Here is a 14,345-nt window from a genome sequence, read left to right as displayed (position 1 = left end):
TTAAAAAACCGGATCGACATGATCCGGTTTTTTTTACTTTTTCAAATGCTGTCTTTAAATACAGTTGAATTTCCCTAAAGGCCGAGTCAAGTATCAAAGGGTGTTACAGTATGATTATACGGAAAAGAGTATTTGTTTATTAAGCTGTAAGCTAGGTAAAGGGATCTACAGATTCACTTACTAGAGGTTGTCCAAGATATGTTAGTGAAAATTGAAGATGGTTTTTATTTAAATAGCCAGCATATTATTGCCATACATGTCAGCAAGAATCCTGAAAATGGTTTATTTGAAATTTCTATTCAATATACGCCGCATTCTATTCAGCAGGTCGGAGAATACAAAAAAGTATTTCAAAGCCAACTTGATGCTGAAATTTTCTTAAGTGAACTCAATCAAAAGCTCCGTTAAAAGCCTGCATGACGCAGGCTCTGCTTTGATCAGGTACTATTATTTATTGTCTGACGATGAGTACAGGTATTGGAGAAATTGCCAGAACATTCTGCGCTACGCTGCCGAGCATCAGTTTTTGCAGGCCCTTACGGCCATGTGAGCCCATGATGATGAGATCAGCTGATGATTCATCTGCAGCCTGCATAATGCCTTCTGAGGGTGGCATACCATGCACGACTTTTGTTGTAACCTCTATGCCATCACGAACAAAGTTCAATTTTAGCTCGTTTAAACGATCAAGTGCATTTTGTTCTGCATGCATAAAGTAGTCTGTGACTGCCGGAGCAACTTTGTAGAAATCTACGCCCGTGAAGGGGTCCACTGCAATCACACTGAGCAAAGTAACATGGCTATGAAAAACTTTGGCCAGCTCGAGGGCATGTTCTGCGGCAGCATAGGAAATCGGGGATTCATCGACTGCTACGAGAATATGATCATAGTTATTCATGGTGCTTCCTCATATTTATTATGGTGCTAAGGGCGAATATGGCTTGAATGAATGAATCGCTACAGGATGTCTTGTTTGAACTGCAAAAATAACTGAAAAGATAAATGAATAAGTACTGCGCATCCTGAAGATGCGCAGTAACTGGATTATTTTTTCACGATCAATACCGGGATTTCACTTGCACCCAAAACATCCTGTGCAAAGCTGCCTAGAATCATTTTCTGGAAGCCTTTGCGACCATGAGAACCCATGACAATCAAGTCCGCGTTTACTTCATTGGCGGTTTGCGCAATATGCTCTGCATTGACTAAACCTGTGACTATGCGGGAGTCTGCTTCAATACCTTCAGCGGCTGCGATGGCAGTAGCTTCTTTCAATGCCTTTTTGGCATTAGCATGTGCCTCGACAAAATATTCTTTCATGATAGAAGAGCTGTAATAAAAATCAGCCTCGGTAAAAGGATCTTCTGCAATCAGGCTGATCAGAGAAAGCTGACTACCGAATGCCTTGGCAATTTTGGCAGCATGTCTTACTGCAGAAAAGGAAATTTCTGAACCGTCCACTGGGACTAAAATATGTTGATAGGTCATGGCTTTTCTCCGCAGGTTGTTTAATTTTTGCCTTGGTTTATTGATAGCATAGTGCTGTAACAGGTGCAATTGCAAAAAAGCGGTAAAATTGAAAAAACTCATTAAATTACAAATATTTTTAATGTAAAAGTAATGAAAAAAACAGAGTAAAAAACTCGGGATAGCAGTTTTAATGATTAAAAAAAAGTGGATGAATGGTCCTCGTTTACACAAGGATGGTTTAGACTGCTGTAGCCTGTTTTTAGATCATATATAGAGGAGAAAGTGTTGAGGTTTTTCGCTATTCATCTTTTGCTGATAAGTTCAGTCATCCTCTCCGGCTGCCAGACTGTACAGAACAGTAAAGTTATTGCCAGTGCTTTTAACCTGACCACGGGCTTGCAGCAAAAAGTGATGGATCGTTATGCGCCTGGTGCTGTCATCGTGCAGCAAAATATTGTCTATGCGCCGCAGCAAAACTTGTCTCTGGATTTGTATCAGCCACAGAATATTGCCAGTATTGGCCCACGCCCCACCATTGTCTGGATTCATGGGGGAGGCTGGATTTCAGGTTCTAAAGAGCATGCACGGGGATATTTCAAGCTTCTGGCCGCTCAAGGTTATAATGTAGTCTCCGTACAATATCAGTTTGCGCCTAAAGCTACCTATCCTAGCCAGCTACACCAGATCAATCAGGCACTCAAATTTCTAGATACTTATGCGGAAACCTACCATATTGATGCCCAGAACCTATATCTGGCCGGGGATTCTGCCGGAGCCAATCTCGCCAGTCATTATGCTGCACTTTTGACTAATCCCGCATTTGCCGAGCAATCCGGTATTCAGCCTTATCTGCAACCCGGGCAGCTTAAAGGGCTGGTTCTGCACTGCGGGATATATGATCTGGAAGCATTTGCCAGCACTGCACCTGAAGAAATGAAAATTGTGGAATGGGGGGTATATAACCTGATTCAGGCTTATACGGGTGAGCGCAAGAATGATGCGACATTTTTAAAGCATATTTCTCCGATTCAGTATATTACACCGTCTTATCCACCGGTGTTCATCAGTGGAGGCAATAAGGACTTTCTGACCGATACCCAGTCTTTGCCTTTTGTGAAAGCCTTAAAGGAGCAGCAGATTCCGGTGACTGCAGTGTTTTATCCGGAATCTAAAGCCTGGCTGATTCATGAATATCAGTTTTTTATGGGCAAGAAAGAAAGTCAGGAAACTTTTATCAAGACGCTGGATTTTTTACATCAGCTTTCCCCTTAAAGATGGGATTAAGCAGGATGAATTTCTTATGTCTAGTTTTAGTCAATAGCCCCGACAAATCATTAAAAAATATTCTGGAGTTTAAGAGATGAATCCTGTCTCATGGGCATATTTATTGTTGGCTTTGGCCATCATTGCAGAAGTAACTGGATCTACATTTCTGGTGAAGTCGGAAGGTTTTACCCGATTATGGCCTTCTCTAGCTGTGGTCATTTTATTCTGTATTGCGTTTTATTTACTCTCTCAGGTGATTAAAGTAATTCCTTTAGGCATTGCCTATGCGATTTGGGCGGGAGTAGGCATCGTTCTTACGGCAATTGTAGGCTATGTCATATTTAAACAGGCGCTGGATTTGCCAGCTTTTATCGGGATTGCACTGATCATTTCCGGTGTGGTGGTGATTAACCTGTTTTCCCAAACTGCAGGGCATTAAAAAGGCAGACAAAGTAGCTGCCTCATTTCTACAATAAGCTTATGCCATTTGCGGTTTAAGTTTAAATAGCAAATAAACCGTCAAACCAAGTAGCAGCCCCCAGAAAGCTGAACCGATTCCAAAAAACTGGATATTGGATGCACTAAACAGGAAGGTCATCAGTGCCGCTTCACGGTCGTGACTGTCCTGAAAAGCCAGCGCAATATTGTGGCCAATGGTGCCAAACAGGGCAATTCCTGCTAAGACGGTAATCAGAATCCCCGGAAAAGTCATCAGTACACTGGTCAAGGTCGCAGCAAAAAAACCCATCAAAATATAAAACAGGCCGCAGCTCATCCCTGCAATATAACGTTTGGCCGGATCAGGATGCGCTTGGGCATCCAGACTGACTGCCGCACTGATTGCGGCAAGGTTGACACTGAAACAGCCAAAGGGTGCCAACATTGCCTGGGTAATACCCGTCCAGCCTAAAATCGGATTGACCTTGGGTGGATAGCCATAACTTTTAATCACAGCCAAGCCGGGCAGGTATTGCGATGCCAGGTTAATCACCAATAAGGGCAAGGCTAAGCCTAAAAGGGCTTGTAGGCTAAATTCAGGCGTAGTCCAGACCGGCTGGGCAATACTCCAGTTCAGTGCAGGAATAGTGAAATCAATAAAGAAAGGGCATAGGAGGATAGCCATCAAGACAGTAATCACGATGCTATAACGCATACTCAGTTTTTTGGAAACCAGATAAACTGCCAGTACACAAAGTACAAATGGCCAGGACTGTTGCAGACTGCCAAAGACCGAGATGCCAAATTTTAATAGCACACCTGCCAGCATGGCACTGGTCAAACTTTGTGGAATAAACTGGAAAATTCGCTCGAAAATTCCAAAAAATCCCAGACAGGCAATCAGGATACCTGAAATCAGAAAAGCGCCAATTGCTTCACCCAGACTATAGTGACCGGCAGAAGCAATGACCAGCGCCAGACCGGCAGTCGACCAGGCGGTTGAAATCGGATAGCGATATTTCCAGGAAAGCAGAAACCCGGAAACTCCAATACCTATACCCAGTGCCCATAACCAGGAACTGATTTGTGCAGCATTGGCACCCAGACTTTGCGCAGCTTCAATGACCAGTACGGCAGAAACACTGATACCAATCATGCAGGTAATAAAACCGGCCATGATGGCAGGAAAGGAGAGATCTTGTAAAAGTTTAGGCATCATCCATGACACTATTTCTAAATGCGTTTAAATCATACGCTTTTCATGTATCAAAACAATGCTTTTAACAAATTTAAGAAAGGCGAAAGGGGTTGAAAAACCTGGATTCTAGAATGTTGAGGTCGCCAGTTTAAGACCAAAACCACAAAATAGAATCCCGACCGCCGCGACACAGCTGGCAGTTACTTTATAATTCTGGTTGAAATAGGACGCCAGTTTAACCCCAGAAACAATCAGGATTGAAAGATAGGTCATGCTGATCAATTGCAGGATCACAGCCAGTATCGTGAATGTCAGGGCAGGGTAAGGATAGGCAGGATCGACAAATTGCACAAAAAAAGACAGGTAAAACAGAATTGCTTTGGGATTTAAGATGCTAATGGTAAGTGCGGTACGAAAGGGCTGAATCGATTCTACCGTATCTGAGGTCGTCTTTTTAATCTGTACACGTTGCGATGCCTTTGCCGGAAAGAAAGTCTGATAGGCTGCAATGAGCAGCTTGATACCGAGGTAACTGAGATAGATCGCTCCGATAATTTTCAGGGCGATAAACAGTACCGGAAAGGCATGTAGAAGCGAGGCCGCACCCAGTGCTGTACATGTAATCAGGATCAGGTCGCCTGTATATACCCCCAATGCGCCCTTATAACCTGTTTTAATGCCAAAACGGGAGGCAATCGACATGACATACAGAGAGTTCGGTCCGGGTAGTAACACAATCAACGTAGTTCCAATGATAAAGGTCGTTAGATCTGTGATACCAAACACGAAAAGCTCGCAAGAACAAAAAAGCCGATGCGGCATTATAGCAACATCGGCTTGGAGAAACTGGCTAAATTTTCTTTAAATTTCAGTGGTACTCAGGAAAGTTTCACGTAATAAAGCAGCCAGTTGTTCCCGTGCTTTAATGAAACCATCAATGCCGCCTTGCAATAATTCACTGGCCATCGGATCCTGTTTCAATTGTGCATCAAAATCGGCATGGCTGATTGGACTGAGTTCACCTTGAACTTGAATATCTTTGGCTGAGAGTTGCGCTTGCACTTCACGCTGATCATTTTCCAGTTCGGCCAGCAGGTTTGGTGCTACCGTGAGCAGGTCGCAGCCGCTCAAGCCTAAAACCTGGTCAATACTACGGAAGCTGGCCCCCATGATTTCAGTCTGAATACCGTGTGCCTTGTAGAATTCATAAATACGCTTGACCGAAAGTACACCCGGATCTTTTTCAATCGGGTAAGCTTCAACACCTTCAGCTTTTTTGTACCAGTCCAGAATACGGCCGACAAAAGGCGAGATTAAGGTTACTTTTGCATCCGCACAGGCATGGGCCTGGTGCTGGCCAAATAATAAAGTCAGGTTGGTATGAATACCTTCTTCTTCCAGCGCTTTTGCTGCCTGGATACCTTGCCAGGTAGAGGCAATCTTGATCAGGATGCGGTCTGAATCAATTCCATATTGTGCATAAAGTGCCAGCAGTTCTTTGGCTTTGGCAATCGTAGCTTCGGTATCAAAGGAGAGCGAAGCATCGACTTCTGTCGAAACACGGCCTTCAACCAGTTTTAAGATTTCAACCCCGAATTTGACCGTCAAAATATCAATGGTACGTTCGATCAGGGCATTATCCACATAACCTTCTTGCTGGGCCTGCTCAAAAGCAGCTTCAATTAAAGCCTGATTTTCAGGTTGTTTCGCTGCTGCAGTAATCAGCGATGGATTGGTCGTCGCATCCAGAGGGCGAAATTTTTCAATTGCACTTAAATCACTGCTATCTGCCACAATGGTCGTCAAGTTTTTTAATTGGTTTAACGCAGTTAATGTCATTACGATCTAGTTCTATGGTTATTGCTTATGCATTCTTATATATCATAAATAGCCGGTTAACCAAGTAGACTGTCGTTGAATTTCTGTGATTAATGCCCGATTTGACGTTGTTTGCGCAAGTGATCAATCAAAAAATGAGCAGCTGTGCCTAGTCGGGTTTCCCGGCTCCAGACCAGATCAACAAAATATGCAAACTTTGGCGTGAAATCGAGCAGGTTTAAAACCTGTAACTGATCTTGCAAATGTGGCTGCTCATTCAGCATCTCGAGTGGCAGAACCCCCCAGCCCAGTCCTTGCTGAATCATGCTGCAAGCCGAGTGATGGTTGTCGGTGCGCCAGTAATTTCTTGAAAAGAGCAGTTCTGGCTTGATGGTGCGATCGCGACTGGCCACCACAATCTGCCTGTTTTGCAAAATCTGTTCATAGCTGACTTGAGCAAACTGACTTAAGGGGTGCTGTTTGGCGACTACAGCGACCAGCACCTCACGCTTTACTTCCACAAACTGTTCACGGGTTTCCAGTTGTTCGCGTTCAAACATCAGGGCCAGCTGTGCTGAACCTTCAAACAGCATACGATGTGCATCTTCCTGAGGTGCACTAAAGACATTGATTTGCAGTGAGGGAAATTCCTGTTCCAGCAACACGATATAATCGGTCCAGCGCGTATGCAGCAATTCTGATACCACGACGATATTCAGTTCAGATTCTTGGCCTGAACTTAAGGCTTGAGCGTGCTGTATCCACTGGTTCATTTCTACCAGTAATTGCTGGGTTTTCTCATACAGTACCTGTGCCTGCGGGGTCGGTTTAGGTTCACGGCCAGAGCGCTGGAACAGCTCCAGATTCAGGTCAATTTCCAGATTGGCAATCGCCATACTGACTGCTGAAGGTACTTTACCCAGTTGACGCGCAGCCGCAGAGAAAGAACCGGCTTCCATCACGGTTTTGAACATCAGCAGTTGTTCCTGATTAACATTCATAGTTCAATCTTTCATTTTTATTGATGGATTCTAACTCGAATAATCAGGTTTAAAGAAATATAATTTCTAAACTCTCTAATGAATTAAGCTGATTTGATATGTTAATTACCAAAAGAAGACTGATTCATGCCACCTTATATGAAGGTATTCTACTGGTCGTGATCGCTGTCCTGCTAAGTACATTGATGCATATGCCTCTTGAGGTAACAGGCGTTCTCGGGATTGCTATGGCTGTGACTTCAGTACTCTGGAATATGCTGTTTAATCATTATTTTGAAAAGTTTGAAGCGAAACATCGCCTGAAAAGGACTATTAAAGTGCGGATTGCCCATGCAATTGGCTTTGAAGGCGGTTTGATGCTAGCGACTATTCCAATGGTGGCTTATGCCTTACACATGAGTCTGGGTCAAGCATTTTTGCTGGACTTAGCTTTAACCCTTTGTATTCTTGTATATACCTTTATCTTCCAGTGGATTTATGATCATCTAGAAGCCAGGCTGGGGCTAGAGCCGGATTATCGGAAAATCTCATCATCAAATAAGCCATAAAAAATACCACACAGTTCAGACTCCTTTAGGGAGAATGCCAAAGGTGAAATATTCAGCGATGAGGACTTGATCAGGTCCTCATTTTTTATGCTCGAACCCTACTGAAGATTAAGCTATAAGACTCTGATTTTTTATTTTAATTTTAAAATTATTGGGGAATTTAATGTTGTTTAGGTACACGGTCTTGTCAGTATTCATTGGATTATTGGTCTCTGGATGTGGAGGCGGAGGAAGCGATAGCAGTACCTCACAGCCAACAGGGCCAGATTCAGTGATAACGCCAGGTACGGGAGAGCAGCTGAGCAAAATTGCAGAGTTTAAGGTTCTGGATATAGGTTCAGAATTAAGTGCAGGAAATTTTGGTCTGACCAGCTGGAATCCTACCGCCATGGTGGTAGAGGGTGATGTTCTTTATATTGCCAACAGCCAGGCAGAATCGAATATTTTACGTTATGACTTAAAACAAAAACGTGCACTGAGTTCCATAGATCCTATGAAAATTTCGGGTCTGGCCAAAAAATGGGACAGTCTGAATGATCTGGAAATTCATGCAGGGCGTTTATATGTGGCCAACTATGGCTCAAACCGAATTGATATTCTAGATATTAGTGGTGAACAGCCGAGCTTCATTATGGCACTCGGCACAGGTGTATGGTGGGGCGATGCGCTTAATTATGCGCTGGTACATAGCAATGCGGTGACTGCCGATGACCGTTACGTGTATGTGCCTGATATTGAAGGCCGCATTAATGTCTGGCGTCAAAGTGATGTGACGGCGCAAAACCATTTAAAAGCGGGGAAATTTGCACAGCTCAGCTTGCCGGGCTGTGCACGCAACTGTAATGCACGCATGGAAGTCATAGGTGATTATCTGTATACCAGCCTGCCGGATGGTATGACCTATGTCCACGATATCAATCAGATTCAGGAAAATGAAAATAATATTGCGCCCATTTTAACAGAAACCAATTTGTCGGCAGTCATGCATCGCCATAACGATGGCTTGGTCTATGTGTCACGGAATGATGGCACTGTAGAAAGTTACAAGGAAAAATCCTTTAATCTTGACTCTATCTTACCCAATAAAAGTATAGATACCTTCCGAGATTGTATTTTAAAAGGGCAAAATCAGAGCAGTCGACTGGCCAAGGCCAGCGATCTTTATATTTATGGTCAGAATCTATTACACATGGCCAATCAGAAAATTTATATTCTGCCAATGCTGACCCTGCAACAGAATAAATCGAATCAACTCAGTCCACCTGTGATCTTGACCGAATCTCAGGCACGCGAGAGAAGCCGTGTTTTACAGGATGGTGAATCATGGGAAACCTTGACCAATAGCAGCCAGCGTCATGTCTATATGGACCAGATTTTATCGGCAACACTGAATGGCAATCGCCTGCAATTGCAAAGCTACAGTGCTGTGCCTGTACGTGATTTGCAGATTCGTGCCAAAATTAAAAACTCAGAAGACTGGGTAATTCTGGCTAAGCTGGATCAGTTGACGCCATTTTCGAAGGCAAATTTTGATCTCAAGTTGACCGATCAATCCCGTTTCCCGTTGCTTGATGGCACAGGCTCGATCCAGCTGGCAGGTCTGAGTCAGACCACGCAAAACCCAAGTAATATTTTTGATCTGAAAATTAGCTCTGAAACCGATGAGCACGTCAAAAAGCTGAACCAGATTAAAGCCAAATGGAAAATTTATTTCGGCACCTATAATGAGCCAAATAAATGGTGCCGTATTACGCCGGTCTATGCCCGGGAATGGGTCATGATGATGACCAACCTGGCCTATATGCTCAGTACTCCAGAATTTGAAACCTTATGGTTTAATCATAAATCTGTCATGGGACACGACTTTTTTGGCAATGATGGTCAGGTAGAAGGACCGAACGGTTTCTTTCAGCCAGAAGATTATGTCCGGATCTATGGAGAAATTCTTAACCGCAATGAAATTAATCTTGGCGTGACGAATATGGGTGGTGGTCTGGGAGGTGGAGCAGTATTAGGAGTAGATACCTGGTTATTCTATGGCCACTACAGATTATCTGGCTATCGTATTATTGCACATGAATTCGGACATCATTGGGGCGGGCATAACAGTGCATGGGCAATGGCAGGACATGGTTTTGAAGCCATGGTGGACTGGCTGAATTTCTATTTCCAGCGCCGTCCTGGCTCAATTCCTTATATGGATCCAAATGTGAATGCTTTCCATTTAACGCCGGACAGTGCGCTTTGTCAGGGGCAGGAGATAAACCAGAATATGGTGAAAGATGTAGCATCGACTGCACCGTGGAACAAAGTGGATGAATATTTTAAAAATAATCCAATGCCAAATCGCTAAAACATAAAAAAAGCCCCTCATTTGAGGGGCTTTTTAATTGGATTGGTCAACGGATTATTTTTCAATAATTGCCGTTACACCTTGACCACCTGCGGCACAGATCGACACCAGTACGCGGCCTGAACCTTTCTGGTTAATCAGTTTTGCTGCTGTAGCAATGATACGACCGCCAGTTGCTGCAAACGGGTGACCAGCAGCAAGTGAAGAGCCTTTTACGTTCAGTTTTGCACGGTCAATTGAACCCAGTGGAGCGTCTAAACCTAAACGCTCCTTACAGAATTTAGGATCTTCCCAAGCTTTTAAAGTACATAATACTTGAGATGCAAAAGCTTCATGAATTTCATAATAGTCGAAGTCTTGCAGTTTAAGACCTGCACGTTCCAGCATACGTGGTACAGCATAAGCTGGCGCCATCAACAAGCCTTCTTTCTTCTCGACAAAATCAACAGCAGCAGTTTCCTGGAAAGTCAGGTAAGCCAGCACTTCATGACCGTTTGCCTTCGCCCATTCTTCAGAAGCGAGCAGTATACAAGAAGCACCATCTGTTAGCGGCGTCGAGTTACCCGCCGTCATGGTACGTGCATCACCTTTACCAAAAGCAGGTTTAAGTTTTGCCAGCTTCTCAACTGAAGAGTCTGGGCGCAGGTTGTTATCACGCTCAAGGCCTAAGAATGGCGTGATCAGGTCATCAAAGAAACCTTCTTCATACGCTGCAGCCATTTTCTGGTGTGAAGATGCAGCAAGTTCATCCTGTGCTTCACGGGAAATTCCCCATTCCAGTGTGGTAATCGCCTGATGATCACCCATAGACAGACCTGTACGCGGCTCACCATTTTTTGGTGCATCCATCAGGTCTTTCACATTGATCTTGGTCAGTGCTTTCAGACGGTCTTTTGCAGTTTTCGCGATATTCAGCTCAAGCAGTGCCTTGCGTAGGCCATCACCAAAAGCAATTGGCGCATCGGAAGTTGTATCCACACCACCTGCGATACCCACTTCGATTTGACCTAAAGCAATCTTGTTGGCAACCAGAAATGCCGCCTGCAAACCAGTACCACAGGCCTGCTGAATGTCATAAGCAGGTGTTTCAGCTGCAAGAGCAGTATTTAGGACACATTCACGGGTCATATTGAAATCACGGCTGTGTTTCAGAACTGCACCGGCAACAACTTCCCCTAAGCGTTGACCTTGCAGATTAAAACGCTCAACCAGACCGTTCAGGGCTGCTGTGAACATATCAGTATTGGATGCCGTAAAGTAAGCACCATTTGAACGTGCAAATGGAATGCGGTTACCACCGATGATCGCAACGCGGCGAACTGTATTTTGGCTCATGTTTGGTACCTGTTGAACAGAAGTTTGTGTTATAGATTTTGAATCTTGTTGGCTTGAAGTCGCTTTTTTGGCACGTGTAGCCGTATTGCGTGTACGCGTGGTTTTAGCCGGACTTTTTTCTGCTGTATTAACTGTATCAGTATTTTTAGTGCTACGCTTAGCACGCGTTGATGGTTTTGACACAGTTTCTGTCGCAGGGTTCTCGACTGCTGGATTTTGTTGAGTTGTTTTGCTCATAAGGCTTGACCAGGCAAATAGATCATCTTCTTGGCGCTTACATTAGCACAGAAGAAGATAGGCTGTATTGACTACAATGACATTACAGACTGCGCTCAGGTCAAGTCATCTGCCTATTATCTCAAGTATGATTGGGCAGAATCTGGTGGATCTGTTGAAATATAAGTGTCTGGCATCATATTGAAGTTTAAGGATAACTTTAGATCAACCAAAAATTAATTTGTATGAGAGATAATAAACATGACTGATCAGTACCAAACTTTTGCAAAATCTCCTATTGGTAAATTTGTCATTAAAAATTTGGGTCTACCATCCCCAACTTCTTTAGACCGTTTTGAGTCTGCTACGCCAGTGGTAAAAGGTGCAGTATTATTGGGCGCAGCACCAGCAAGTCAATTAACGGGTGCTATTGCTCAGGTTCTGGCAAATATTCATGCAAATAGCTATGCAGGCAATAATACTGAGTTGCAACAGGCAGCTGCAGCATCTGGACTGAATCTAGGTGCATTTAACCCGGGCGATAAAGAATCAAAATTCAAGGTCGTTATTTTTGATGCTTCAGGGATCGAAAATTCAGAACAGTTAAAATCACTTTATGATTTCTTTAACCCGATTGCACGTCAGATCCAGAGTTCGGGCCGTGTGGTGATTGTGGGGACTACACCTGAAACAGCTAAATCGGTGAGCCAGGCGATTGCTCAACGTGCACTGGAAGGTTTCGTGAAATCAGTGGCTAAAGAATTCAAGAAAGGTATCGCAGCAAACCTGATCTATGTCGATGCAGGTGCTGAAGCAAATCTTGAATCTGTATTACGTTTTACGGTTTCGCCGCATTCTGCCTATGTGTCTGGTCAGGTGATCCGTGTTTCACCAGCTGAAAAAGTAGATGTAGACTGGACCAAGCCATTAGCGGGTAAAACTGCGGTTGTGACAGGCGCAAGCCGTGGTATTGGCGAAGCGATTGCCCATGTACTGGCACGTGATGGCGCACATGTCATCTGTCTGGACGTTCCACAACAGCAGGCAGACCTTGACCGCGTAGCCGGTGAGATCGGTGGTTCTACCTTGGCTATTGATATTACAGCTGCAGATGCAGGTGAAAAGATCAAGGCATCGGCAGCTGAGCATGGCGGCTTAGATATCATTGTGCACAATGCCGGAATTACCCGTGACAAGACCTTGGCCAATATGAAGCCTGAGCTGTGGGATCTGGTGATTAACATCAACCTGTCTGCAATAGAACGCGTGAATGATTATTTAATCTCCCACGATGGTCTAAATGCCAATGGCCGTATTATCTGTGTATCCTCAATTTCCGGGATTGCAGGTAACCTGGGTCAAACCAACTATGCAGCCTCTAAAGCCGGTGTGATTGGTGTAGTAAAATTCACAGCACCGACATTAAAAAATGGTATAACCATTAATGCCGTTGCACCAGGCTTTATCGAAACTCAGATGACGGCTGCGATTCCATTTGCGATTCGTGAAGCGGGCCGTCGTATGAATTCGATGAGTCAGGGCGGTCTACCTGTCGATGTTGCAGAAACGATTGCAATGTTTGCTTCTACTGCATCAACAGGTTTAAATGGCAACGTGGTACGTGTATGTGGTCAAAGTCTGTTAGGGGCTTAAAGCACTCAAGTCCTTTCTTGCAGTTTAATTAAAGCTCAGGGAGAGGATTTAGGAGAGGGAGATTAGGGGGATTTTTTAACCCTCTCTCTAACTCTCTCCCAAAGGGAGAGAGACTACACTCATATATAAATGAAAAGAATATTTTAAAGGTTCAGTATGAATACGCGCCATTTTAGTCAACTTCCAAAACCTTATTTAGCCTATCCAAAAGTGATTCAAGGCTTGATTTTTAAAAAGCCGAAAGCTGAAAAAGTTCTACCGCAAGTTGAATATGTGGTGGATTCATTCAAGGTCGATCAGAAACATCTGAAAGCCTATAACGAAGTTTGTGGTTTTAAAAATAATGGGTATATTCCAGCAATCTATCTGACGGTGCTTTCACAAAGTCTGCAAATGCACATGATGACTTCAGAAGCATTTCCGTTTCCGATTTTGGGTCTGGTACATATCCGTAATCAGGTCAAGCAATACCGTAAAATCGGTGTGAATGAGACTTTGACGCTGTCATGTAAGTTTGGCGAATTGCAGCCGCACGATAAAGGCGTTCAGTTTGATTTCATTACTACAGTGAAAGTGGGAGGCGAGGTCGTAGTTGAAGCATTGACGACTTATCTGTCACGTCAAAAGACCAGTGCTAAAGCTGCTGCTAAACCTGTAGAAAGTAGGGCATCAGAATTTAAGCTGAACAATGAATGGAACATCTCTGAAAATACTGGTCGTCGTTATGCTATGACTTCAGGTGATTTTAACCTGATCCATATTCATGCAGTCACAGCGAAAGCCTTTGGCTTTAAACAGGCAATTGCACATGGCATGTGGAGCAAGGCCAAAGCACTGGCGAATCTGTCATTGCCAGATGCCTATGAAGCTGATGTCTGGTTCAAGTTACCGATGTACTTGCCATCTAAAGTTGAGTTCCTGACGGCACAGGCAGCGAATGATACAGACTTCCTGATTCGAAGCAGTAAAAATCAAAAACCGCATGTCACCGGTCATATTAAAGCAATTTAAATCTGAATCAAAAGCCTAAACCCGATTTAGGCTTTTTC

At 43.9% G+C, this 14,345-nt stretch carries 14 protein-coding genes; 7 read left to right on the top strand and 7 right to left on the bottom strand.

Features of this window, described 5'->3' with window-relative positions; genetic code table 11:
• Positions 1 to 198: 198 nt before the first annotated feature.
• Positions 199 to 408, top strand: a complete 210-nt coding sequence (locus AY607_RS12765) for a hypothetical protein (RefSeq protein ID WP_064096547.1) — start codon at positions 199 to 201, stop codon at positions 406 to 408.
• Between the two features lie 43 nt (positions 409 to 451).
• On the opposite strand, the gene AY607_RS12760 is transcribed toward AY607_RS12765, so the two are convergent.
• Complete coding sequence (locus AY607_RS12760; RefSeq protein ID WP_064096546.1) at positions 452 to 898, bottom strand: universal stress protein; 447 nt, start codon at positions 896 to 898, stop codon at positions 452 to 454.
• Positions 899 to 1,044: 146 nt separating this feature from the next.
• Entirely contained in the window at positions 1,045 to 1,488 is a 444-nt protein-coding gene (locus tag AY607_RS12755; RefSeq protein ID WP_064096545.1) for a universal stress protein, read from the bottom strand.
• Positions 1,489 to 1,755: 267 nt separating this feature from the next.
• Between AY607_RS12755 and AY607_RS12750 the strand changes: the two genes are divergently transcribed.
• Together AY607_RS12750 and AY607_RS12745 are read left to right on the top strand one after the other, a co-directional pair.
• The gene (locus AY607_RS12750; protein WP_064102708.1) at positions 1,756 to 2,742 is read left to right on the top strand and encodes an alpha/beta hydrolase; all 987 of its coding nucleotides are present in this window, start codon (positions 1,756 to 1,758) and stop codon (positions 2,740 to 2,742) included.
• 88 nt (positions 2,743 to 2,830) lie between these two features.
• Positions 2,831 to 3,175 (top strand): SMR family transporter, encoded by a 345-nt coding sequence (locus AY607_RS12745; RefSeq protein ID WP_004645439.1) that lies wholly within the window; start codon positions 2,831 to 2,833, stop codon positions 3,173 to 3,175.
• Between the two features lie 39 nt (positions 3,176 to 3,214).
• Here AY607_RS12745 and AY607_RS12740 read toward each other — a convergent pair whose 3' ends face one another.
• The 4 genes from AY607_RS12740 to AY607_RS12725 form a co-directional block, all read right to left on the bottom strand.
• The gene (locus AY607_RS12740) at positions 3,215 to 4,390 is read right to left on the bottom strand and encodes a benzoate/H(+) symporter BenE family transporter (RefSeq protein WP_064096669.1); all 1,176 of its coding nucleotides are present in this window, start codon (positions 4,388 to 4,390) and stop codon (positions 3,215 to 3,217) included.
• Positions 4,391 to 4,498: 108 nt separating this feature from the next.
• Positions 4,499 to 5,158: a leucine efflux protein LeuE gene (leuE, locus tag AY607_RS12735; RefSeq protein ID WP_064102707.1), complete on the bottom strand. Its 660-nt coding sequence runs from the start codon at positions 5,156 to 5,158 to the stop codon at positions 4,499 to 4,501.
• Positions 5,159 to 5,233: 75 nt separating this feature from the next.
• Positions 5,234 to 6,211, bottom strand: a complete 978-nt coding sequence (gene tal, locus AY607_RS12730; protein ID WP_064102706.1) for a transaldolase — start codon at positions 6,209 to 6,211, stop codon at positions 5,234 to 5,236.
• An 89-nt stretch (positions 6,212 to 6,300) separates the two neighbouring features.
• The gene (locus tag AY607_RS12725; RefSeq protein WP_064102705.1) at positions 6,301 to 7,191 is read right to left on the bottom strand and encodes a LysR family transcriptional regulator; all 891 of its coding nucleotides are present in this window, start codon (positions 7,189 to 7,191) and stop codon (positions 6,301 to 6,303) included.
• Positions 7,192 to 7,289: 98 nt separating this feature from the next.
• Here AY607_RS12725 and AY607_RS12720 point away from each other — a divergent pair, with 98 nt between their 5' ends.
• Together AY607_RS12720 and AY607_RS12715 are read left to right on the top strand one after the other, a co-directional pair.
• Positions 7,290 to 7,739 carry an AceI family chlorhexidine efflux PACE transporter gene (locus AY607_RS12720; RefSeq protein WP_064102704.1) on the top strand — a complete coding sequence of 150 codons (450 nt, stop codon included), beginning with the start codon at positions 7,290 to 7,292 and terminating at the stop codon, positions 7,737 to 7,739.
• A gap of 163 nt (positions 7,740 to 7,902) precedes the next feature.
• On the top strand, positions 7,903 to 10,092 hold the full coding sequence (locus tag AY607_RS12715) for a hypothetical protein (protein WP_064102703.1): 2,190 nt from the start codon (positions 7,903 to 7,905) through the stop codon (positions 10,090 to 10,092).
• A gap of 54 nt (positions 10,093 to 10,146) precedes the next feature.
• Here AY607_RS12715 and AY607_RS12710 read toward each other — a convergent pair whose 3' ends face one another.
• Complete coding sequence (locus tag AY607_RS12710) at positions 10,147 to 11,664, bottom strand: acetyl-CoA C-acetyltransferase (protein ID WP_064102702.1); 1,518 nt, start codon at positions 11,662 to 11,664, stop codon at positions 10,147 to 10,149.
• 240 nt (positions 11,665 to 11,904) lie between these two features.
• Between AY607_RS12710 and AY607_RS12705 the strand changes: the two genes are divergently transcribed.
• Together AY607_RS12705 and AY607_RS12700 are read left to right on the top strand one after the other, a co-directional pair.
• On the top strand, positions 11,905 to 13,296 hold the full coding sequence (locus AY607_RS12705) for a 3-oxoacyl-ACP reductase (RefSeq protein WP_064102701.1): 1,392 nt from the start codon (positions 11,905 to 11,907) through the stop codon (positions 13,294 to 13,296).
• A 156-nt stretch (positions 13,297 to 13,452) separates the two neighbouring features.
• A complete protein-coding gene (locus AY607_RS12700; RefSeq protein ID WP_064102700.1) occupies positions 13,453 to 14,307 on the top strand; it encodes a MaoC family dehydratase in 855 nt (284 codons plus the stop codon).
• Positions 14,308 to 14,345: the final 38 nt, after the last annotated feature.

The organism is Acinetobacter sp. SFA (assembly GCF_001647535.1).
GTDB classification, from domain to species: Bacteria; Pseudomonadota; Gammaproteobacteria; order Pseudomonadales; family Moraxellaceae; genus Acinetobacter; species Acinetobacter pecorum.
This window is presented reverse-complemented; position numbering and strand designations above follow the sequence as displayed.

What these genes read in the sequence shown, in the direction of transcription:
- AY607_RS12710 (WP_064102702.1), bottom strand. Translation starts at nt 11,664, where the DNA reads ATGAGCAAAACAACTCAACAAAATCCAGCAGTCGAGAACCCTGCGACA.
- AY607_RS12725 (WP_064102705.1), bottom strand. Translation starts at nt 7,191, where the DNA reads ATGAATGTTAATCAGGAACAACTGCTGATGTTCAAAACCGTGATGGAA.
- tal (WP_064102706.1), bottom strand. Translation starts at nt 6,211, where the DNA reads ATGACATTAACTGCGTTAAACCAATTAAAAAACTTGACGACCATTGTG.
- AY607_RS12720 (WP_064102704.1), top strand. Translation starts at nt 7,290, where the DNA reads ATGTTAATTACCAAAAGAAGACTGATTCATGCCACCTTATATGAAGGT.
- AY607_RS12765 (WP_064096547.1), top strand. Translation starts at nt 199, where the DNA reads ATGTTAGTGAAAATTGAAGATGGTTTTTATTTAAATAGCCAGCATATT.
- AY607_RS12715 (WP_064102703.1), top strand. Translation starts at nt 7,903, where the DNA reads ATGTTGTTTAGGTACACGGTCTTGTCAGTATTCATTGGATTATTGGTC.
- AY607_RS12745 (WP_004645439.1), top strand. Translation starts at nt 2,831, where the DNA reads ATGAATCCTGTCTCATGGGCATATTTATTGTTGGCTTTGGCCATCATT.
- AY607_RS12755 (WP_064096545.1), bottom strand. Translation starts at nt 1,488, where the DNA reads ATGACCTATCAACATATTTTAGTCCCAGTGGACGGTTCAGAAATTTCC.
- AY607_RS12740 (WP_064096669.1), bottom strand. Translation starts at nt 4,390, where the DNA reads ATGCCTAAACTTTTACAAGATCTCTCCTTTCCTGCCATCATGGCCGGT.
- AY607_RS12700 (WP_064102700.1), top strand. Translation starts at nt 13,453, where the DNA reads ATGAATACGCGCCATTTTAGTCAACTTCCAAAACCTTATTTAGCCTAT.
- AY607_RS12705 (WP_064102701.1), top strand. Translation starts at nt 11,905, where the DNA reads ATGACTGATCAGTACCAAACTTTTGCAAAATCTCCTATTGGTAAATTT.
- AY607_RS12760 (WP_064096546.1), bottom strand. Translation starts at nt 898, where the DNA reads ATGAATAACTATGATCATATTCTCGTAGCAGTCGATGAATCCCCGATT.